At 62.0% G+C, this 20,390-nt stretch carries 19 protein-coding genes; 2 read left to right on the top strand and 17 right to left on the bottom strand.

The features are described from left to right. Window positions 1-30 precede the first annotated feature (30 nt). The 5 genes from garD to kdgD all read right to left on the bottom strand — a co-directional run bounded on the left by garD (window position 31) and on the right by kdgD (window position 5,768). Window positions 31-1,623, bottom strand: a complete 1,593-nt coding sequence (garD, locus tag KUW18_RS09505; RefSeq protein ID WP_222561254.1) for a galactarate dehydratase — start codon at window positions 1,621-1,623, stop codon at window positions 31-33. Next, on the bottom strand, window positions 1,613-3,160 hold the full coding sequence (locus KUW18_RS09500; RefSeq protein ID WP_222561253.1) for a tripartite tricarboxylate transporter permease: 1,548 nt from the start codon (window positions 3,158-3,160) through the stop codon (window positions 1,613-1,615). Before KUW18_RS09500 ends, garD begins: the two co-directional genes overlap by 11 nt. A gap of 14 nt (window positions 3,161-3,174) precedes the next feature. Beyond that, window positions 3,175-3,609: a tripartite tricarboxylate transporter TctB family protein gene (locus tag KUW18_RS09495; protein ID WP_222162874.1), complete on the bottom strand. Its 435-nt coding sequence runs from the start codon at window positions 3,607-3,609 to the stop codon at window positions 3,175-3,177. Window positions 3,610-3,710: 101 nt separating this feature from the next. Beyond that, complete coding sequence (locus tag KUW18_RS09490; RefSeq protein ID WP_222162873.1) at window positions 3,711-4,766, bottom strand: ABC transporter substrate-binding protein; 1,056 nt, start codon at window positions 4,764-4,766, stop codon at window positions 3,711-3,713. 84 nt (window positions 4,767-4,850) lie between these two features. After that, window positions 4,851-5,768, bottom strand: coding sequence for a 5-dehydro-4-deoxyglucarate dehydratase (kdgD, locus tag KUW18_RS09485; RefSeq protein WP_206940901.1), 918 nt, complete (start codon window positions 5,766-5,768; stop codon window positions 4,851-4,853). 252 nt (window positions 5,769-6,020) lie between these two features. Between kdgD and KUW18_RS09480 the strand changes: the two genes are divergently transcribed. Then, window positions 6,021-6,983, top strand: a complete 963-nt coding sequence (locus KUW18_RS09480; protein ID WP_222162872.1) for an AEC family transporter — start codon at window positions 6,021-6,023, stop codon at window positions 6,981-6,983. A 25-nt stretch (window positions 6,984-7,008) separates the two neighbouring features. Here the strand turns inward: KUW18_RS09480 and KUW18_RS09475 are convergent, their stop codons facing one another. The 12 genes from KUW18_RS09475 to KUW18_RS09420 form a co-directional block, all read right to left on the bottom strand. Further along, window positions 7,009-7,323: an antibiotic biosynthesis monooxygenase family protein gene (locus KUW18_RS09475; protein WP_222561252.1), complete on the bottom strand. Its 315-nt coding sequence runs from the start codon at window positions 7,321-7,323 to the stop codon at window positions 7,009-7,011. A 57-nt stretch (window positions 7,324-7,380) separates the two neighbouring features. Further along, window positions 7,381-7,866 (bottom strand): phosphohistidine phosphatase SixA, encoded by a 486-nt coding sequence (gene sixA, locus KUW18_RS09470; protein WP_222561251.1) that lies wholly within the window; start codon window positions 7,864-7,866, stop codon window positions 7,381-7,383. Beyond that, on the bottom strand, window positions 7,859-8,926 hold the full coding sequence (locus KUW18_RS09465; RefSeq protein WP_222162869.1) for an NAD(P)H-dependent glycerol-3-phosphate dehydrogenase: 1,068 nt from the start codon (window positions 8,924-8,926) through the stop codon (window positions 7,859-7,861). Before KUW18_RS09465 ends, sixA begins: the two co-directional genes overlap by 8 nt. Before the next feature lie 273 nt (window positions 8,927-9,199). Then, window positions 9,200-10,642 carry an NAD(P)(+) transhydrogenase (Re/Si-specific) subunit beta gene (locus KUW18_RS09460; RefSeq protein ID WP_206940911.1) on the bottom strand — a complete coding sequence of 481 codons (1,443 nt, stop codon included), beginning with the start codon at window positions 10,640-10,642 and terminating at the stop codon, window positions 9,200-9,202. A gap of 16 nt (window positions 10,643-10,658) precedes the next feature. After that, window positions 10,659-12,230, bottom strand: coding sequence for a Re/Si-specific NAD(P)(+) transhydrogenase subunit alpha (locus KUW18_RS09455; RefSeq protein WP_222162868.1), 1,572 nt, complete (start codon window positions 12,228-12,230; stop codon window positions 10,659-10,661). A 336-nt stretch (window positions 12,231-12,566) separates the two neighbouring features. Continuing rightward, window positions 12,567-13,553 (bottom strand): alcohol dehydrogenase catalytic domain-containing protein, encoded by a 987-nt coding sequence (locus KUW18_RS09450; RefSeq protein ID WP_222561250.1) that lies wholly within the window; start codon window positions 13,551-13,553, stop codon window positions 12,567-12,569. A gap of 15 nt (window positions 13,554-13,568) precedes the next feature. After that, a complete protein-coding gene (locus tag KUW18_RS09445; protein ID WP_206940917.1) occupies window positions 13,569-14,336 on the bottom strand; it encodes an SDR family NAD(P)-dependent oxidoreductase in 768 nt (255 codons plus the stop codon). Further along, window positions 14,333-15,646 (bottom strand): histidinol dehydrogenase, encoded by a 1,314-nt coding sequence (hisD, locus tag KUW18_RS09440; RefSeq protein ID WP_222561249.1) that lies wholly within the window; start codon window positions 15,644-15,646, stop codon window positions 14,333-14,335. The genes KUW18_RS09445 and hisD overlap by 4 nt, the downstream gene beginning before the upstream one ends. A gap of 228 nt (window positions 15,647-15,874) precedes the next feature. Continuing rightward, the gene (locus KUW18_RS09435) at window positions 15,875-17,185 is read right to left on the bottom strand and encodes a TRAP transporter large permease (protein WP_222561248.1); all 1,311 of its coding nucleotides are present in this window, start codon (window positions 17,183-17,185) and stop codon (window positions 15,875-15,877) included. Between the two features lie 11 nt (window positions 17,186-17,196). After that, complete coding sequence (locus KUW18_RS09430) at window positions 17,197-17,760, bottom strand: TRAP transporter small permease (RefSeq protein WP_222162865.1); 564 nt, start codon at window positions 17,758-17,760, stop codon at window positions 17,197-17,199. Next, window positions 17,732-18,904: a TRAP transporter substrate-binding protein gene (locus tag KUW18_RS09425; RefSeq protein ID WP_222561247.1), complete on the bottom strand. Its 1,173-nt coding sequence runs from the start codon at window positions 18,902-18,904 to the stop codon at window positions 17,732-17,734. Before KUW18_RS09425 ends, KUW18_RS09430 begins: the two co-directional genes overlap by 29 nt. A gap of 2 nt (window positions 18,905-18,906) precedes the next feature. Then, window positions 18,907-19,146 carry a hypothetical protein gene (locus tag KUW18_RS09420; protein ID WP_222561246.1) on the bottom strand — a complete coding sequence of 80 codons (240 nt, stop codon included), beginning with the start codon at window positions 19,144-19,146 and terminating at the stop codon, window positions 18,907-18,909. Between the two features lie 225 nt (window positions 19,147-19,371). On the opposite strand from KUW18_RS09420, the gene KUW18_RS09415 reads away from it, so the two are divergent. After that, window positions 19,372-20,388, top strand: a complete 1,017-nt coding sequence (locus KUW18_RS09415) for a LacI family DNA-binding transcriptional regulator (protein WP_222561245.1) — start codon at window positions 19,372-19,374, stop codon at window positions 20,386-20,388. Window positions 20,389-20,390: the final 2 nt, after the last annotated feature.

Raw genomic sequence — 20,390 nt, 5'->3', positions numbered from 1 at the left:
TGGTCGTTCGAATCGAAAAGGATGAAGCGCTCAGGTCACCGGCGCAGGGTTGAACAGCACCAGGTCGTTGTAGAGTCCCAGGCGGTCAGCGGCGACCTGGTGGCGGCCGCTGGCGACCTCGAGGATCAACTCGAACAGCTCCCAGCCGATGTCCTCGATGCTGGCCTCGCCGGTGGCAATGCGCCCGGCATCCAGGTCAATCAGGTCGTGCCAGCGCCGTCCCAGCGTGGAGTTGGTGGACACCTTGATCACCGGCGTCATCGCCAGGTTGTAGGGCGTTCCACGCCCGGTGGTGAACACCTGAAGATTCATGCCTGCCGCCGCCTGCAGGGTGCCGCAGATAAAATCGCTGGCGGGAGTGGCGGCAAAGGTCAGGCCGCGCTTGCGCAGGCGCTCGCCTGGGCCGATGACGTCCACAATGGGGGAGTTTCCGGACTTGATCACCGATCCCAGCGCCTTCTCGACGATGTTACTGAGCCCACCTTTCTTGTTGCCCGGTGATGGGTTGGCGCTGCGGTCTGCCTGGCCTTGGGCGAGATAGTCGTCGTACCAAGCCATCTGGTCGATCAGCGCCTGGCCAACCTGGCGGTCGACGGCTCTCGGCGTCAACAGGTGGATGGCATCACGCACCTCGGTTACTTCGGAGAACATCACACTACCGCCGGCCCTTACGATCAGGTCCGTGGCAAAGCCTACCGCCGGATTGGCGGTCACCCCGGAAAACGCATCACTGCCGCCACACTGCATGCCCACCGTCAGCTCGGACACCGGGCAGGTTTCGCGACGACGCCGGTTCAAGCGTTCAAGGTGGCGCTCGGCCATTTCCATGATGCCTTCGACCATCTCGCCGAAGCCCTCGAAGGACTCGTGCTGCAGGCTAAGCACATTGGCATCGTCGTTGGTCTCGTCGTGCGTCAAGGCATCGGCGCTGCGCTCGAAGATCTTGACCGGCGCATCGTCGATCAGGGTCGAGGGCTGAAGCTTCTCGCAGCCCAGGCCGATGACCATCACCTCGCCACCAAAATTGGGGTTGCGCGCCAGGTTCTTGAGCGTGCGAATCGGCACTATCGCGGCAGGCGCGCCAATGGCAACGCCACAGCCGTAGCTGTGGTTAAGCCCGACCACGTCATCGACATGGGGAAAGCGCGGCAACAGTTCGCGCTTGATCCTGGCCACCACGTGATCCACCGTTCCCGCCACGCACTGCACGCTGGTGGTGATTCCCAGCACATTGCGTGTGCCGACGCTGCCATCGGGATTGCGAAACCCTTCGAAGGTATAGCCTTCCAGGGGCTCCACAGGGGGCGCTTCACGGGTCGCCAGCGGCAGTTCGTCAAGGGTTGGCGGGATCGGCAGGCGGACGTTGTTCTCGTTGACATGGCCACCACGAGCAATGGCGGACAGCGCCGTGCCGATGACCTCGTTGTAGCGAATGATCCGCTCGCCCTCGCCGATGTCGGTCAGCGCCACCTTGTGGCCCTGGGGGATATCCACCCCCAGCACCACTCCGTCGTCCAGCCGCGTACCGGCAGGCAAGCCGCCCTGGCCGACCACAATCGCTACGTTATCGCTGGGATGGACGCGGATGACACGGCTTTGATTCGCCTGGTTGTTAGCCGTCATGGCGATCTCCTTGCTGGGTGCTGCCGGTGACCTGGCTCAGCTCCATCTTCTGGCGCGCACGACTCTTCAGTCCGAGCACGATGGAGAAGCCAATCGACGCCGCGATCAACAGCCACAGCACGACCGCAATGGGGCTCTTGGTAAAGAAGATGGAGTAGGTGCCGAAGGACTCGAGGCTCTTGACGAAGTAGACCTCGGCGGAGCTACCCAGGATAAAGCCGATGATCAGCGGCGCGACCTCCAGTCCAATCTTCTCGATCAGATAGCCAAAGATGCCGAAGATCAGCAGCGTCCAGACATCGAACATGATGCCGTAGTTGATCGCGTAAGCGCCCACCACACACATCATCACGATAATGGGATACAGGATGTACTTGGGCACCAGTACCACCCTGGCGATGTACTTGATGGCGTAGAACATCAGGAAAAACATGACGACGTTGGCAAACACCAGCGCGATCATCATCACCGTCCAGGTATCCTGGTTTTCAGGAATGAACAGCGGCCCGACCTGGATCCCCTGAAGGGTGAAGGCACCAATCAGCACCGCCGTAGTGGAGTCACCGGGAATCCCCAGGGACAACAGCGGTATCAGTGCGCCACCAGTGAGTGCATTGTTGGCCGACTCCGAGGCAATCAACCCTTGGGGCGCCCCCTTGCCCATCTCGCTCGAGTCCCGAGACAGGTTCTTTTCCTGGGTGTAGGCCAGTACCGAAGCAGCGCTGCCGCCGACTCCCGGCAGCATGCCAACGAAGGTGCCGATAAACGATGAGCGTGTCAGGTTGGTAAGGCGCCCCTTGAACAGCCCAAAGGAAAAACCACCGCCTTTGCCCATGTCGAGCTTGGCGCCGGACAGGCCGCTTTTCACGCCCTTTTCCGCTTCCAGCAGGATCGTCGAGATACCAAAGATCCCGATCAATACCGGCAGCAGCGAGAAGCCATCCACCAGGTAGGGCTCAAGAGCATCAAACATCAAGCGGGTCTTGCCGTTGCCGCCATCAGACAGGCTGTAGGTACCGATCAGACTGAGCCAGATACCGATAACGCCGCTGAAGATGCCAATCAGCATGTTGCTCGACATCGACGCAATCACCGTCAGCGCCAGCAAGATAATCAGAAACTTCTCGACATAGGAGAACTTGATCGAGAATTCCGCCAGCAGCGGGGCAAAGAAGAACAGCACCATCGCACTGATCAGCCCCCCCACCAGGGAAGACACCACGCAGACGCGCAACGCCATTTCCCCCAGCCCCTTCTGGGCCATGGGATAACCATCGAACGTCGTGGTGATGGAGGACGGCGTTCCCGGAATATTGAGCAGCACGGCAGGTACCATGCCGCCGGAAATGCCGCCGACATAGAGACCAAGCAACAGCGCCAGGCCGTGCTCCAGTCCGAGGGCATAGGTCAGTGGCAGGCACACCGCCACCGCCATGGTCGCGGTCATGCCGGGTATGGCGCCGAAGATGATACCAATCAGCGTGCCGATCGATGCTAGCAAGAAAAAGGTGATATCGAGGTAGGACAGGATTTCCATGGGTCAACGCTCCCCTACGGCAAGGTGATGTAGAACAGCTTGGCGAAGATCAGCCAGGCCAGGGATGGCGCCACCACGGCATTGATGGCAGCGGTGATCACCTTGCGGCGGGTTCGGGTATGCATGTACATCATCGACATCAAAAACAGAAAGACGATGGACACGAACAAGAAGCCATAGCCGGTGTAGGGAAACAGGTTGCCCACCACTGACATCAGCGCGAAATAGCCGACAATCAGCACCAGCGTGCCGAAGAAACGAACTCCATCCATGGACTCGCCGATGATCGGCAGCGTCTTTTCTCCGCGCTTGACCGCGGCGAGAAAGGGCACAAGACGAAACACCACGACCAGGGCAAACAGCAGTGCCAGCGCCCAATGAATGATCGTGGGAAAAAACAGATGAGACGAGTCGAAGTCGATCGACACACTCAGCGGGGAGGTTTCCATAGCGGCTCCGTGAAGGCCTGTCGGGAGAGCCTTGCAAGATGAGGTGACAGTGAAGGCGCCGGCGACGGGTCGCCGCCGGCCCTTCTCGATCGGTCAGCAGATCACGGCTTGATGCTGTCGATGATCTCGGCGTAACGATCTGCCTTTTCGCGCAGGTGAGCCTGGGCTTCGTCGGACGGCATGAAGTCGGGGATAAAGAACGACTGCTTTTGGGTTTCCTGGATCTCGCCCTCGGCGTAGATCTCGGCCAGGGTGGCGTCGATCTGCTCGACGATCTCGGGATTCATGTCCTTGTTGTAAAGGAAGAAGAATTCCTTATCGAAGGCGAAGTTCCCGGCGTCGCCCATGGTCACTTCGACGTTGGGCTCGACGAACTGAAGCAGGGTCTCGCGATCGGTCTGACCCAGTCCCTCTTCATGGGCTTGCTGCAGCGTGTCGTGACGCGCCGTCAGCCAGACAAAGCGCATCGCCTTCTGGTCATCTTCTGGCAGGCGGGTGTACTGCTCGTTGGCCTGCACCGAGCCATTGATCAGGTCAGCCTGGTCATCAAACAACAGCTGGTTCTTGTCTGCCTGGGAGCCGGTGTTCACCGCTACCAGGTTCTCCTCACTGCCAGGGTGCTCGATGCGAATCGCATTCTTCAGCGCGGTGTAGCCGATCTCCGAGACGCCACCCGGTTGAATGGCCACACGTACCGTCTCGCCGCTGCCTACCGCCTCGATGATGTCGTCCAGGCTTTGGTACGGCGAATCCTTCGGTACCAGATAGGCGTTGCCGGGATTGATGGCGATGGTCGGCCCGATGATGTAGTTCTCGAACGGATCCTTGTAGCCCTCGACACCATATTGATTACCCAGATAGGCCTGATCGTGGAAGATCATCAGGGTATTGCCACGGGGGTCACGATCCAGGGCTCGATAGGCGGCGCTGACACCCACCGCGTCAACCTTCATGTTCAGGTCCAGCGCCTCGGACAGCTGGTCGACCACGATGGCGGAATTCTGGTAGGTATCGCCCCCGGTGGAGCTCGAGCCGATGACCACGCGAATGTTGCCGCGCAGCGGGCCGTCAGCGGCCAGTGCCACGCTGCTCGACAGGGCCATAGAGGCCGCCAGAGCGGTGGTGGCCAGGGTAATGGAGAGTCTTGGCATGCTCATGGAGTCACCTGATTGAAATGGTTGTGGGTGGCTTCGTGCTTGGCCCTGCAAGCAGGGCCGGGGGCGGATATTCCGCCAGGAGAATCAGAAGGAACGGGCGCGCTCGATCAGCTGTTCGAGCTGCTTGCGCTCGTCCGCCGTCGGCATCTCGAGCGGCGCACGCACAGAGCCGGACGAACGGCCGATCAGGTCGGTGCCGGCCTTGATCAGGCTGACCGCGTAGCCAGCCTTGTTGTCACGCAGGGCAACGAATGGCAGGAAGAACTCGCGGGAGATCTTGCGCACGGTGTCGGTATCACCGCCGCGCAGTGCCTTGTAGAAGGTCACCGCCATGTCCGGCACGAAGTTGAACACCGCACTGGAATAGGTATTCACCCCCATGGCCAGGTAAGACTCGGCGATGATCTCGGCAGTCGGCACTCCGCCCACGTAGGCCAGGCGTTCGCCGACGGTCTTGATCACCCGGTTGAGCGCCTGCATGTCGCCCTTGCCGTCCTTGAGCCCTACCAGATTGGGATGGGCATCGGCCAGACGCTTCACCGACTGAGGGTTCAGCACCCCATTGCCACGGTTGTAGTAGATCACGCTGATGCTGGTAGACGCACAAATCTGTCCGGCATACTCCACCAGGCCGTCCTGGGGACACTCGGTCAGGTAAGGAGGCATCAGCAGAATGCCGTCGGCTCCCTCTTCTTCTGCAATGCGGGCGAATTCACTCCCGGTCGCCACGCTGAGGCCTGCGCTGGCAATCACCGGCAGCTTGCCGTCAACCACTTCCACTGCCAGACGCACAATCTCACGAAACTCCTGGATCGAGAGATTGAAGAACTCTCCCGTGCCGCCAGCCACGAATACCGCCGAAATCTCATGGCTGATAAACCACTCAAGGCGCTGACGATAGCTGTCGGCATCAAAGCGGCCCTGGTCATCAAAATCGGTGACGGGAAATGACAGCAGACCATCGCTGATCGCCTGCTTGACCTGTGCATGGGTAAATTTCACCGGGACGTCCTCCTGTCTTCATGTCGTTGCGTCTTCGCAACACCTGTCGCATCACACTTCACATGGCGAGACGTGAGGGTCTCGACGCCCTCAAGTCATACATCATACAAAGTACAAGCTAGACACTTGCGTCCTGACTGACAAGAGGCGTTATGGTAGATTGAGACCAAAGTTCAAGGCGCGCACCTAGCTCCGTCGTGGGACATCTCATGGACGAATCAGCGCCTGACACGGAGGCTTTCAAGCGCACCCATGACCCTGCTCGACGTCTTTGTCTCGACGCTGAACATCAGCCTGCCGGTATTCGCCATGGTGTTTATCGGTATCGGCCTGAAGCGCCTGGGCTGGATCGACCAGTCCTTCGTCAACACCGCCTCTCGGCTGGTCTTCCGCGGCACCCTGCCGGTCATGCTGTTTCTCAGCCTGATTCATACCGACATCGCCCAGACCCTCAACCCCTGGATGCTGCTCTATTTCGGCCTGGCCACCTTGGCGAGCTTCATCCTCAGCTGGGGCTATGCCGCGCTCAAGGTCAAGCGCCATCGGCGTGGCGTCTACGTGCAAGGCGCCTTCCGCGGCAACTGCGGGGTAGTGGGGCTCGCGCTTGCCGCCGGCATGTACGGTGATGTCGGGCTGTCGTTGGGCAGCTTGCTGCTGAGCGTGGTGATCTTGAGCTACAACATCCTGTCGGTCGTGGTACTGGCTGCCTACCAGCTGGATGAGCATGGCGAGCGTCGGGCCATCGACTGGAAAAGCATCCTCCGCCACATCCTGACCAACCCACTGATCCTGGCCGTGGTGGCGGCATTACCGCTGGCGGCCCTGGGCATTCAATTGCCCGCCTGGCTCGAAACCAGCGGTGACTACTTTGCTTCCTTGACGCTGCCCCTGGCCCTGATCTGTATCGGCGCCACCATCTCGACCCGAGCGCTGAAAAACAGTTACCGCACCGCCGTCAGCGCGAGCCTGGCGAAGATGGTGGTGATTCCGCTCTTGGCAACTCTGGGGGCCATGGCGGCAGGGTTTCGCGGGCCAGAGCTCGGCGTGCTGTTTCTGTACTTCGCCAGCCCCACCGCCGCCGCCGCCTTCGTCATGGCCAAGGCCATGGGCGGCGACGAGACGCTGACCGCCAACATCATTGCCTTGACCACTCTGATGGCCAGCATCAGCGTGACGCTAGGCGTGTTTATCCTGCGGATCAATGGGCTGATCTAATTCAGAGGCTGGCTCAGGGGCTGGCTTAGCGGCTGGCCTGCGTGCCCTCGACCACCTCGAACTGCTCGATGCCGCCGCCCTCGCGGGTCGCTTCTGCGGGCAGCGGATTGGCGTGGGCGCGCTTGAAGTCATCGCTGCCGACCCAGGCACGAAAGGCGGCCTGGCTTTCCCACTCGGTTTCTACCACGTATGGCGCCTGGTTACCGAGTGGGCGCAGCACACGCATGGCAATGAAGCCTGGCTGCGCGTCGATCTCACCGGCTCGACGGCGAAAGCGCTCTTCAAACTCCACCTCGAAACCCTCGTTGACATAGATACGATTGTTGACGATAAAACTCATGGTCATTCCTGTGGCGAGAAAGTGAGCCGCCCAAGGCGGCAGACGTACGCAAGGACATCAGGCAAGCGAAGCCGGGTGGGTCATGGACACCAAGCGCGCACAGCCCGCGGCATAGATATCCGCCTCCAGCTCCGCTATGGCGGCAGTGGCAAAGCCCACTCCGGCCTGCTCTCGACCCTCGACCAGCAGCCCCGTCAGGCATGCCACCAGCGGCATATGGCTGACCAGCAACAGCGGCGCCTCACCGGCATTGAGGGTCAGCCAGTCCACCGCTGCCTCGGGCGGATCATCCGGCGTGATGATCTCCAGGGTATCCATGCTGATGTTGCCCGGTAGCATCTCCATCACCAGCGCCGCCGTCTGCTGGGCGCGGACGAACGGGCTCGCCAGGATCCGCAGGTTCGCCACATCGATATCGCTGCGGTCAGCCAGCCAGCGACCCATGGCACGTGCTTCATCTTCTCCGCGCTCGGTCAGACGTCGCTCGTTATCAGGATAGCCAGGGGCGGCCTCACCGTGACGCATGATCAACAGCTCAGCCATGACGAGCCTCCGTGTCACGACGGTCCTGCTTGACGTCTTCCCGCGGAAGCACAAACTCGACGTCGCTGCTCTGCTCGTTGCGCATCAAGAGCTTGGCCATGTCTCTGGCCGGGACACCGCGGAACAACACCTGGTACAGGCCCTCCGCCAACGGCATGTAGACCCCTTCGGCATCGGCCTTGTCACGTACCAGCTTCACGGTATTGACGCCTTCGGCCACCTGGCCAAGGGATGCCACCGCATCATCGAGGGACTGCCCCTTGCCCAGGGCAAAGCCGACGCGATAGTTGCGCGACAGCTCCGATGAACAGGTCACGATCAGGTCACCCACTCCAGCGAGTCCCAGGAACGTCATGGGATTAGCCCCCTGAGACACCGCGAAGCGGCTCATCTCGGCCAGCGCCCGGGTCATCAGCATGCTGCGGGTGTTTTCCCCCATGCCCAGCGCCGCGGCCATGCCGGCGGCGATGGCATAGATGTTTTTCAGCGCGCCGCCAAGCTCCACCCCATAGCGATCATTGCTGGCATAGACACGGAAGTAGTCGCAGCCAAGCACCGCTTGAACACGGGCACGGGTCTCGGCGTCGTGGCTGGCAATCACGGTGGCGGTCAGCTGTTTCTGAGCCACCTCCGATGCCAGATTGGGTCCAGACAGGACGCCTACATGGGTAAAGCCGGTCTCATCCTCGAGAATCTGGCTCATCAGCTTGAAGCCTTCTTCCTGGATGCCCTTGGTGGTGCTGACCAGGATCTGCTCCGGCGTCAGAAAGGTGCGAGCTTGTCTCACGACGTCGGCAAACGCCTTGGAAGGAATCGCTACCAGCACCAGGGAGGCCCCCTCCAGCACCCACTCAAGCTGCGTGGACGCCTCTACCCGAGGATTGATGGCATAGTCGGGCAAGTAGCGGGGATTGCGATGATCGCGGTTGATGCTGTCTACCAGCGAGGCATCCCTAAGCCACTGGCGCACCTGACAGCCGTTGTCGGCCGCGATACTGGCCAGCGCCGTGCCAAAACTGCCCCCTCCCAGCACCGCTACCCGGGTGTCCTTGTCGGTCATGCTCGCTCCGCAGTCGATGAGTCCACAAGGATTGTACCGAATAATAGACCCGCAGCGAGACGCATCATCCAGACCTTGCCTACCCCATACCGAAAAACGACAACGCCCCTTCAACAGGGGCGTCGGCGGGCCCCTCAAACAAAGAGGGGCGGCATCGGGCCCCTCAAACAAACAGGGGCGGCAGCGGGCCCCTCAAACAAAGAGGGGCGGCAGCGGGCCCCTCAAACAAACAGGGGCGTCGGCGGGCCCCTGAAGCAGCAGGGGCCTCTCAGATCAATCGATCAACGGTACCAGCGAATCAATGCTGGCTCGTGCATCGCCGTAGAACATCCGCGTGTTTTCCTTGTAGAACAGCGGATTCTCGATACCGGAATAGCCGGTACCCTGGCCACGCTTGCACACGAACACCTGCTTGGCTTCCCACACCCTGAGTACCGGCATGCCGGCAATGGGGCTATTGGGATCTTCCTGAGCCGCCGGGTTCACGATGTCGTTGGAGCCAATGATGATCACCACATCGGTAGAAGCGAAGTCGTCATTGATTTCGTCCATCTCCAGCACGATGTCGTAAGGCACCTTGGCCTCGGCCAGCAGCACGTTCATGTGGCCAGGCAGACGTCCGGCTACCGGGTGGATGCCAAAGCGCACTTCCTTGCCGGCAGCACGCAGCTTGCGCACCAACTCGCTGACAGCATTCTGCGCCTGGGCCACCGCCATGCCGTAGCCCGGCACGATGATGACGCTGTCGGCATCATTGAGGGCACTACCCACGCCGCCCGCATCAATGGCGATCTGCTCGCCCTCGATCTCCTGAGCCGGCCCCTGAGTGCCACCGAAGCCACCCAGAATGACGCTGACGAAGTTGCGGTTCATCGCCTTGCACATGATGTACGAGAGGATGGCACCGGAAGAGCCGACCAGGGCACCGGTAACGATCAGCAGATCATTGGACAGGGTGAAGCCGATGGCGGCCGCGGCCCAGCCCGAGTAGCTGTTGAGCATCGACACCACCACCGGCATGTCCGCACCGCCGATCCCGAGGATCAGGTGCCAGCCGATGAAGAACGCCAGGGCAGCGATCAGCAGCAGCGTCCAGAAGCCCGCACCATTGAGGTAGGCAATGGCCAGTACCAGCGAGAGTGCAGCAGCACCGGCGTTAAGCGCATGGCCGCCGGGGTACTTCTTGGGCTTGCCGTCGATCTTGCCGGACAGCTTGCCAAAGGCGATCACCGAGCCGGTAAAGGTTACCGCACCGATAAACACCCCCAGCACCACCTCAACCTGGAGGAAGGTCAGCTCCGCCGCGGTCTTGTGGGCCAGGGTGGCAGCAAAGGCGGACAGACCGTCGAGGGACTCGCCTGCGGCCTTGAGATCCAGCACCCGGGCGCGCTCCATTTCGGCGTTCCAGCCGACGAACACCGCCGCCAGACCGACGAAGGAGTGAAGAGCCGCCACCAGCTGCGGCATCTGTGTCATCTCGACCCGCTTGGCCACCAGCGTGCCGACGACGGCACCGATGATCATCATCGGAATCATCAGCCAATAGTTGCCGATGTTCGGGCCCAGCATGACCGAAAACACGGCCAGCGCCATGCCGACGATGCCATACCACACCGCGCGCTTGGCCTTCTCCTGGTTGCTGAGTCCCCCCAGCGAAAGGATAAACAGCACACTCGCCGCGATCGCCGCGGCGGTTACGAATTGTTGTCCTAGCATTTCGTCTCTCCGCGGTTCAGGACTTCTGGAACATGGCCAGCATCCGGCGTGTCACCAGAAAGCCACCCACGACGTTGATGGAAGCGATCAATACCGAGATGGCTGCCAGCAGGGCGACCAGCCAGCTGCCGGATCCCACCTGAAGCACGGCGCCGAGAATGATGATCCCGGAGATCGCGTTGGTCACCGCCATCAGCGGCGTGTGCAGAGAATGACTGACGTTCCAGATCACCTGGAAACCGACGAAACACGACAGCGCGAAGACGATGAAGTGCTGCATGAAAGAGGCCGGTGCCACCAGACCCAGCAAGCCCATGATGACGCCGCCGACCACCAGCATGGTGACCTGGCTCTTGGTCTGCTTCATGAAGGCAGCGTGCTCAGCAGCCTTGCGCTCTTCCGGAGTCGGCTCCTTTTCCTTCGGCTTGGGCTTGGCCGCAGCAATCGCCTTGACCTTGGGCGGCGGCGGCGGAAAGGTGACCTCGCCCTGGTGGGTCACGGTGGCCCCACGGATGACATCATCTTCCATGTCATGAACGATCTGCCCGTCCTTCTCCGGGGTCAGGTCGGTCAGCATGTGGCGGATGTTGGTGGCGTACAGCAGCGATGACTGGGTGGCCATGCGCGACGGGAAGTCGGTATAACCGACCACGATAACGCCGTTATCGGTGACAACGCGCTCGTCGGCCACGGTCAGGTCACAGTTGCCCCCCTTCTCGGCGGCCAGATCGACCACCACCGAGCCGGGCTTCATGGCCTTGACCATATCCTCGAGCCACAGCTTGGGCGCTGGGCGTCCAGGAATCAGGGCGGTGGTGATGACGATGTCCACCTCGGGTGCCTGCGCCCGGAACAGCTCCAGCTGCTTCTCGCGGAACTCGGGGCTCGAGGGGGCAGCGTAGCCACCGCTTTCGGAGCCATCCTGGGAGTCCTCGAAGTCGAGAAACAGGAATTCCGCGCCCATGGACTCGATCTGCTCGGACACTTCCGGACGGACGTCGAACGCGCGCACCACGGCACCCAGGCTGGTAGCGGTACCGATGGCAGCAAGACCCGCGACACCGGCACCGATGATCAGCACCTTGGCCGGCGGCACCTTGCCGGCGGCGGTCACCTGGCCGGTAAAGAAGCGGCCAAACTGATTGCCCGCCTCGATCACTGCGCGATAACCCGCGATGTTGGCCGTGGAAGACAGGGCATCCATCTTCTGGGCGCGGGAAATCCGCGGCACCATGTCCATGGCAATGACGCTGGCGCCCTTGTCCTTGCAGGTGTTCAGCATGTCTTCGTTCTGGGCCGGCCAGAAGAAGCTGATCAGCGTCTGGCCAGAGCGCAGCAGATCGGATTCCTGCTGCTGAGGCTCCCTCACCTTGACGACCACATCGGCCTGCTCGAACACCGCCTCCATGCTGTCGACGATGGTGACGCCAGCCGCTTCATAGGCCGCATCATTGAATCCGGCCAGCTCACCCGCGCCTGTCTCGATCAGGCATTCGTGCCCCAGCTTCTGAATGTGTCCGGCGCTTTCGGGCGTCAGCGCTACCCGCGCCTCGCCCTTGTGCCGTTCCCTCGGTGCTCCAATCTTCACAATGGATCTCCCATGTGGCCAACGTTATAGCGATTGCTTGTTATGGGTTCTTGTTATTGTCGTTTGCACCAGTGTTACCTCTACTGGCCGGTCTGCACAAGAGGGCAACGACAGTAAATTGTGCAGTGCAGCGTTAAAGCAAGCACCTGAATCCATTAAGAGAACCGGCGGCATGCGGGGTGTAAGCTTATGCCCTGCCGAGCGTCGAAGCCCGCCCTGTTCGGCGGCGTGGCGTGATCACACCACCTGTTGCGACAGTGCCTGCTACCCCGCGGGAGGTACCCTCATCACCACGATGCGACTTTCGTCGCATGCCCCGCACCGAGTCGGAACGGCTCAGGGATGCAGGATGATCTTGGCGGCACCGGTGCGCCCATTGGCCAGTGCATGGAAGGCGTCGCCCCCCTCGCTGAGGGACCGATGCTCCACCCAGCTCAGCTCTCCCAGCGCCGACGCGTTCAACAGCGCTACCGCAGCATGCAGATCCTCGAGGCTATAGGTGTAGGCGCCCAGAAAGCTGAGTTCCTTCAGGGTGATGGCACGGGTGTCGGTGACGCCTGCGTTATCCTGAAGCCCCAGGTGCATGATCGCTCCGCCAGGACGGGTACAGGCCACCGCCATCTGGCGAGTCGGCCCCGCCCCCACGCAGTCGAAGACGGCCTCCACAGAGTTTTCGCCTGGCGCGGCTGAGAGTGGATCTAGCGCCTCGAGCCCCGCTCTTTCCGCCGTCTCGCGCCGCAGCGGGTTGAGGTCAGCGATGCGCAGGGAGCGCACCCCACGTCCGCGCAGTACCAGTGCGGTGATCAGCCCGATGGCTCCGGCACCGATGACCAGTACGCTGGACTCGGCCAACGGCCGATCGAGCACTCGCTCAAGACGGTGAATGCCGTGCAATGCCGTTGCCACGGGCTCGGTCATGGCCGCCACCTCGGCACTCAAGGTGGCAGGCAGCTCGATCAGGCTGCTGTCGGCAATAGTGACCGACTCGGCAAAGCTTCCCGGCCGGTTCATGCCAATCATGCTGCGGTTCTCGCACAGATTCTGGCGCCCAGAGCGACAGTAGCGACAATGTCCGCACACGATCAGCGGATTCATGGTAACTCGTCGCCCCTTCCAGGCACCTTCGACCACCCTTCCGGCCGCCTCGTGGCCCAGAATCATCGGCGGAACACGGCGCGGATCATGGCCATGGTAAGCATGCAGGTCCGACCCGCAGATACCGGTTGCTTCAACCTGCACCCGTGACTCGCCCGGCGCCAGGGGCTGAGGTTCCGCCTGCTGCAGCGCCATGCGCTCATGCCCGGTATAGAACAAGGCTTGCATCCTGTTTCTCCTGGTTTACTTGGCGGTGAAACCGCCGTCGACATGCAAGATCTGCCCGGTGACATAGGCCGATGCCGGTGATGCCAGAAAGACTGCCGGCCCCGCGATGTCCTCGAGCCGCCCGTTGCGTCCAATGGCGGTCTGGCGTGCCAACGCCTCGGATCGTTCAGCGTCGCCGAATACCGGCGAGGTGAGTTCGGTGGGGAAGAAGCCAGGCGCCAGCGCGTTGGCGTTGACCCCATGCCGCGACCAGGCCTCCGCCATGGCGCGCGTCAGCTGGGCAATTCCCCCCTTGGCCGCGCCATAGGGGGCGCTGTCGGGAAAGGCGCGACTCGACTGCAACGAGGCCAGATTGATGATGCGGCCGTAGCCTGCCCGGCGCATGCCAGGCACCAGGGCTCGGGACAGGAAGAACGGGGTTCCCAGGTGCAACTGCAGCGTCAGTTCCCAGGCGGCAAGATCGACCTCGCCCATCGGCTGGCGCAGATTGACCCCTGCCGCATTGACCAGAATGGTGGGCTCGCCGAAGGGTTCAGCGGCACGCCGCGCCACCTCGTCAAGCCCATGCGGGTCGGCCAGATCGGCAGCAAGAGCGGCCGCCTGGCCGCCCTCCCGACAGATCACATCAACGCCGTCGGCCAGCGCCTCTGCTCGCCTGGCCGTCAACACGACCCGAGCACCACTCGCCGCCAGTGCTTCACCGATGGCGCGCCCCAGACCACTGCTGCCCCCAGTGACCAGCGCCACCCGACCGGCTAGATGAAAGTCAGGACGCATGCTCATACCTCGTCTTCTACCGCCAGCTGGAAAGTCTCGTCGGGATAGTACTTGGCCAGACGGATGTCGCCGGTACGCGCGTGCCCCTCCATGCCCTCACAGCGGGAAAGTCGCGCGGCGGTGGCGGCAACGGTACGCGTGGCCTCACGGCTCTGACGCTGGTAGGTCACGATCTTGAGGAACTTCTGGGCGCACAGCCCGCCGGTGTAGCGCGCAGCACCCTTCGTCGGCAGGATGTGGTTGGTGCCAGAACACTTGTCACCAAAGGCCACCGACGCTTCCTCCCCCACGAACAGCGACCCGTAGCTGTTCAACCTCGCCATCCACCAGTCCAGGTCCTCGACCTGCAGCTCCAGGTGCTCGGAGGCATAGCGATCGCTGACCTCGACCGCCTCTTCACGGCTGTCGCATATGATGATTTCGCCGTAGTCGCGCCAGGCGGCGTCCGCGGCCTTGCGTTGGGTGTCAGGCAATGCATCGATACGTGTCTGGATCCGCGCATCCACCGCTTCGGCCAGACGTCGGGACGTCGTGAACAGCCAGGCGGGGGAATCCGGGCCATGCTCTGCCTGGCCCACCAGGTCCTCCACCACGATGTCGGGGTCGGCGCTGTCATCGGCGATGATGCCGATCTCGGTAGGCCCGGCAAACATGTCGATGCCACAGCGGCCAAACAGCTGGCGCTTGGACTCTGCCACGAAGCGATTGCCGGGACCGACAAGGATGTCGGCAGGCTTGCAAGTGAACAGACCAAAGGCCATGGAGGCAATGCCTTGAACGCCCCCCATCTGCAGAATGACGTCCGCCCCGGCCAGATCCATGGCATACAGAATCGCCGGATGAATGCCGTTCTCGTCACGAGGCACCGAACAGGCCACCACATTCTTGACGCCAGCCACCTTGGCCGTCGCCACGCTCATGATCGCCGAGGCGATATGGGCGTAACGTCCCCCGGGTACGTAGCAACCGGCCGTTTCCATGGGAATCAGCTTCTGGCCGGCAAACAAGCCGGGCGACAACTCGGTCTCGAACCCTTGAATGCTGTCACGCTGGGCAGCGGCGAAGCGGCTGACTCGCTCGTAGGCGAAGTGAATATCCTGCTTGAGCTGTTCTGGCACCTTTTCCTTGGCTGCTTCGATCTGGTCACGGCCGACGATCACATCACCGCTCCAACCATCCAGTTCGCGACAGTACTCCCGCGCCTTGTCCTCTCCTCCCGCTTCAATCTCGGCGAGCATGCGCGACACCACCTCACGGGTCTGGTCGTCGTTGCTGGAGGCATTCTTGTCGGCTTGCTTGTAGTAATGAATTGCCATGATGTTTCTCCTAGAGGTGATCGGCCAATGTGGATCACCGCGCCTGCCTGGGCACGCGCAGCTCCAAGTAGGTGCCACCGGCTCGGCCGTCTAAGCCAGTGGCGTTGCTCACGTTGTGACGCATCAAGTCGTTGCGCTGCGCTACGTTGCATCCAATGTAAGCGCTTACAAATGACGCCTTAAAAGAGGGAGGCACAGGCGTCCTCCCTCGTCCATTTCGCTGTACCGTTATCCCAGCGCCCAGGTGGACAGCCACGGCAGATAGGCAATCATCAACACGACGATCAACATGCCGAGCACGAAGGGCACCGCGTAACGGGCAATCGCCAGCACCGAGCAGCGGGTCAGTCCTGACACCACGAACAGGTTGAGCCCCAGCGGTGGCGTGATAAAGCCAAGCCCCAGGGTGGTGACCATCAAGATGGCAAAGTGGAAGTCGTTCATACCGGCCTCCTGAGCGACCGGCAACAGCAGCGGCGCCAGGATGACGATGTTGGGAGTGGTCTCCATGACGCATCCCGCCAGTACCAGAATGCCGATCATCAGCAGGATCATCAGCCATGGTGCATCGGTGAGTCCGCTGATGCCGCTTACCAGCGTCTGGGGAATATCGAGGCTGGCCAGGCTCTGCGCCAGCGGCAGCGATACCGCGATGATGGGCACGATGACGCCGCACACCCTGGCCGAGCTTTCCAGCATGCGCGGGATATCTCCCAGCGTCAGCCGTCCCTGGCGCAGACCGATGATGACCACTACCACCACGGCCACCGCGGCCGCTTCGGTAGGGGTGAAGATACCGGTATAGATGCCGCCCAGAATCACCACCGGCACAAACAGTGCCCAACGGGCATCCCATACGGTGTCGAGCCAGCGCTTCCAGGAAAATCGCTCTCGATCGCCTTCGAAGCCATAGCGCCGATTGAGCACCATATTGGCCGCCATGACCGAGATCATGACCATAACCCCGGGAATGGCCGCAGCCAGAAACAGCGTCGACGCCGACATGCCAAGTACCAGCCCCATGACGATGTAGGCAATCGAGGGAGGAATCAAAATGCCGGTACAGGCTCCCGAGGCGACCAGCGCACAGGCCGCCGGGAGCGGGTAGCCCCGCTCCACCAGGCGAGGAATGGTCATGCGGCCAACCGCCGCCGCGCCTGCCGCATCGGAGCCTGAGATACAGGCGAAAAAGCCGCAGCCCAGGGTGGTGGAGTTGCCAAGGCCCGTCTTGAGCCCTCCGACACTGGCCTCCGCCACATCGAGCAGCTTGCCGGACAGCCCTGAGCGCACCAAGGCGTCACCGGTGAGGATAAACAGCGGCACCGCAATCAGCGCGAAGGCATTGATCCCCTCGAACAGTGACTCACCGAAGACGGACAGTGGCAATGCCTCGGTGAAGGTCAACATGCCAAGCGTCCCGAGCCCTATGGCCACCCAGATGGGCACGCCAACCAGAATCATCACGACCAGGGCGGTCAGCGGAGCGTAGAAGGTCCAGTCAAGCGAGGCCGCAGCCTGCTGAAGTTCCATGAATTCCATGACGCATCACCTCAGTCGAAGAGCTTCTGGCCATCGAACACGGGATCACCGCGCTGCATCCGACGGACATCGGCCAGCATGCACTGGATCACCCGCCAGGCGATCAGCAGAAAGCCCATGGGAATGGCGGCGAGAAACAGCGCCTGGGACACCCGCAGGCCCGGCGTCACCGATCCGAAATGGATGGACGTCAGGACCGGTGCGACAGACAGGTAGAGCGCCCATACGGCCAGTACCAGCGTGCACACGTCGGTGATCCACCATCCCAATCGCTTCATCCTTGGGCCGCCCAGGTTGATCAAGACGTCGATGCGAATATGGGCACGGTCACGCACCGCCGCCGCTGCGGCCAGCCAAGCAAGATAGATGAAGGCATAGCGGGCCAGCTCTTCGCCCCACACCGAGGAGTAGTTGAGGACGAAGCGGCGGATGACTTCCACCGCGATGGTCAGGATGATCAGCGCATAAAAGGTCAGCAGCAGCCAGCGCTCAGTGCGCCGATCGACAGCATCCCAGCGCAGTCTGAGCGCGTGCCAGCGGTTGTCCTTAGGCGTTGCTGTCGACGTAATAGCCATTTGACACCTCCGCAGCTTCCAGCAATGAATCAAAGGCCTCCAGTGAACCGGCCAGCTCGCGCTTGGTCGCATCCCAGGCCGCCAGCTGGTGGCCACACTTCTCCTTCCACTGGCTGCGCTCATCCTCATCCGGGATATAGACCTCTACTCCCGCCTGGCGCATCTGGTCGTAGGCATAGGCTCGCGCCGCCGGCACCTTTGCCAGATTCTCGCGGAAGGTCACATCGGCTGCCGCCAGCACGCTTTCCTGCAGTGCCGCATCCAGCCCATCGAACCAGGCCTTGTTGCAGGTGTAGACCTGGGCGTCGGGTACCGACTGAATAGTGGAGATGCTCGACAGCACATCGGTAAACCCGAATACCAGCAATGCCTGCACACTGGGATCCAGGGCATCGGCCACGCCCTGCTTGATGGCAGAGGAAGTTTCGCCCCAGGCCACTGGCGTGGGGTTGGCACCGGCCAGACGATAGACCTGCTGAAGAATCTGGGAAGACGGCACGCGGAACTTGATACCGGCAATGTCGTCGGGTACGCGCACGGGACCCTCGAGCAAGCCCTCACGCACGGCAACGGTGCGCGGGTCGATACAGATGTACGACAGCACCTTGAAACCGCGCGCCTCCACCTTGTGATGGACCACCTCACGCCATGCATCAGAAGTGACCAGGTTGACCAGCCGCTGGTTGTCACCGCACCAGTAGGGGATATTGATCAGGTCGACCTCGGGGGCAAAGGCGGAGAGGTTGGACAGCGAATGCTGGGCCATGGCGATGGTGCCATTCTGGACCTTGGTGATCAGACCTCCCCCGGCGCCCAGCTGACCACCTGGCGCCAACTTCACGTACAGGCGACCGCCGGAGAAGTTCTGCAGGTTCTCCTTGAGGTTGAGTTGCATGATGGGATATGCCCGGGATGCCCCCAGCGTGTAGCCGGTGGCCATGACCAGGGTCATCTCCGCGGCAGACTCACGCTCGGACTCTTCCTTGGCGGTGGCCGCCATGGCGCGCTCGGAGAACAGCGTTCCTCCCACCGCGCCGACAATGGCAGCAGTGAAGCCGAAACGCGCAACGCTGCCGAGGAAGTGGCGTCGTTCCGGCTGGCTGGGCGCTCCGTCGGCCGTGGTGTCGAAGTGGCGTGCAAGCATGATTATTGTCCTTGTTGTGCGGTAGACGTCGCCTCCGCCTCCGCCTTCATGCCAGCCTCGAACTTGAGGCAGGCCGAGACGAAGGTGGCGGTGGCAGCAGCGAGCAGAATGCCCTCCTCCGCCGCCCCCATGGTCCATAGGCCCGGCAGATAGCGTTGGATGGCAACGTTGATGAAGAACGCGGCGAATAAAAGAATGGCTAGCCAAAGCAGTGGCTTGGCAGCAGATGACGACCTGGACATAAGAGGCGGCTCCGGTCTTTCGTTGGCATTGTGTCGAGTGTTGGCCAGCGCTCCAAACGACGTCAGCAGGCATGGACACTCGGTGCTACACTTTGATCAGATTATTTTTGTAAGCGCTTACAAAGCGTACTACTCAAGGTAGATTCCTCTATAGGACCTGTCCAGAAAAAAGTCCTCTATAGGACTAAAGGCCAAACCGGCTGTACCACCGAGCGAGGACACCAGATGAGTGAGCGCCAGCGAAGAACCCTATTGGAAGACGTCGCCCGGGAAGCCGGCGTGTCCACCGCGTCGGTATCGCGCGTGCTCAACCAGGCCCCCCACGTCAGCGAGCGACTCAAGGCCAAGGTCGAGTCCGCAGTGGCTCGGCTGGGTTACGTGCCGGATGGCTCGGCCCGGGCGCTGGCATCGCGGCGCATAGGGGCAATCGGCGCGCTGGTGCCCACGCTCGACAACCCGATCTTCGGCACCATGGCCGACAACCTCGAGCGCCAGCTCAAGGGACATGACTGTCGCCTGCTGCTGGCGACCTATCGTTACGACCTGGATGACGAGCTGCAGGCACTGCGCACGCTGGTCCAGCATGGGGTCGACGGCATTGTGCTGATTGGCCACGAGCATCACGATCAGACATATGCACTGCTACAGCAACGACAGCTGCCCTTCGTGACCTCCTGGCAGACCTCAAGCACGGCCCAGGGGCCGTGTATCGGCTTTGACAATGCCGCAGCCGCCCGCCAGCTGGTCCAGCATCTGCTTGGCCTGGGCCACCGACGCTTTGGCATTATCACGGCCCCCTTCGGCCAGAACGACCGCGCCAGGGCACGTCTTCAGGGGTTTACCGACACCCTGACCGCCGCGGGATGCCCGGCACCTCAGATAGAGGTCGTGGACTATGGCATTGCTGAGGGCGCGGCGGCCTGCGCGCGTTTGCTGACGTCCGACCGCCCACCCAGCGCCCTGCTGTGTGGCAACGACACCCTGGCGTTAGGGGCCTTGCTGGAAGCACAGCGCCGTGGTGTCAGGGTGCCCAATGCCTTCTCCGTCACCGGCTTTGATGACCTGCCCCAGGCGGCGTTCATGACGCCCGCCTTGACCACCGTCTCGGTTCCCGCCAAGGACATCGGCATCCAGGCGGCCGATGCGCTGATGGGGTGGATACGCCACGGACATCGACCAGCGGATATCACCCTGGAGGCGCAGGTGAAGCTGCGCCAATCCACGGGGCCTGTTCCTGACTAGTA

Origin of the sequence: Halomonas sp. DP5Y7-2 (genome assembly GCF_019802025.1) — a bacterium.
Lineage (GTDB): Bacteria > Pseudomonadota > Gammaproteobacteria > Pseudomonadales > Halomonadaceae > Halomonas > Halomonas litopenaei_A.
Note: the sequence above shows the minus strand (reverse complement) of the source record. Positions and strands in the feature narration are given on the sequence as shown.

Excerpts from the sequence above, each read along its gene's own strand:
- garD (WP_222561254.1), bottom strand. The coding sequence starts at position 1,623 with ATGACGGCTAACAACCAGGCGAATCAAAGCCGTGTCATCCGCGTCCAT.
- KUW18_RS09500 (WP_222561253.1), bottom strand. The coding sequence starts at position 3,160 with ATGGAAATCCTGTCCTACCTCGATATCACCTTTTTCTTGCTAGCATCG.
- KUW18_RS09495 (WP_222162874.1), bottom strand. The coding sequence starts at position 3,609 with ATGGAAACCTCCCCGCTGAGTGTGTCGATCGACTTCGACTCGTCTCAT.
- KUW18_RS09490 (WP_222162873.1), bottom strand. The coding sequence starts at position 4,766 with ATGAGCATGCCAAGACTCTCCATTACCCTGGCCACCACCGCTCTGGCG.
- KUW18_RS09480 (WP_222162872.1), top strand. The coding sequence starts at position 6,021 with ATGACCCTGCTCGACGTCTTTGTCTCGACGCTGAACATCAGCCTGCCG.
- KUW18_RS09475 (WP_222561252.1), bottom strand. The coding sequence starts at position 7,323 with ATGAGTTTTATCGTCAACAATCGTATCTATGTCAACGAGGGTTTCGAG.
- sixA (WP_222561251.1), bottom strand. The coding sequence starts at position 7,866 with ATGGCTGAGCTGTTGATCATGCGTCACGGTGAGGCCGCCCCTGGCTAT.
- KUW18_RS09465 (WP_222162869.1), bottom strand. The coding sequence starts at position 8,926 with ATGACCGACAAGGACACCCGGGTAGCGGTGCTGGGAGGGGGCAGTTTT.
- KUW18_RS09460 (WP_206940911.1), bottom strand. The coding sequence starts at position 10,642 with ATGCTAGGACAACAATTCGTAACCGCCGCGGCGATCGCGGCGAGTGTG.
- KUW18_RS09450 (WP_222561250.1), bottom strand. The coding sequence starts at position 13,553 with ATGCAAGCCTTGTTCTATACCGGGCATGAGCGCATGGCGCTGCAGCAG.
- KUW18_RS09445 (WP_206940917.1), bottom strand. The coding sequence starts at position 14,336 with ATGAGCATGCGTCCTGACTTTCATCTAGCCGGTCGGGTGGCGCTGGTC.
- hisD (WP_222561249.1), bottom strand. The coding sequence starts at position 15,646 with ATGGCAATTCATTACTACAAGCAAGCCGACAAGAATGCCTCCAGCAAC.
- KUW18_RS09435 (WP_222561248.1), bottom strand. The coding sequence starts at position 17,185 with ATGGAATTCATGGAACTTCAGCAGGCTGCGGCCTCGCTTGACTGGACC.
- KUW18_RS09430 (WP_222162865.1), bottom strand. The coding sequence starts at position 17,760 with ATGGCTATTACGTCGACAGCAACGCCTAAGGACAACCGCTGGCACGCG.
- KUW18_RS09425 (WP_222561247.1), bottom strand. The coding sequence starts at position 18,904 with ATGCTTGCACGCCACTTCGACACCACGGCCGACGGAGCGCCCAGCCAG.
- KUW18_RS09420 (WP_222561246.1), bottom strand. The coding sequence starts at position 19,146 with ATGTCCAGGTCGTCATCTGCTGCCAAGCCACTGCTTTGGCTAGCCATT.
- KUW18_RS09415 (WP_222561245.1), top strand. The coding sequence starts at position 19,372 with ATGAGTGAGCGCCAGCGAAGAACCCTATTGGAAGACGTCGCCCGGGAA.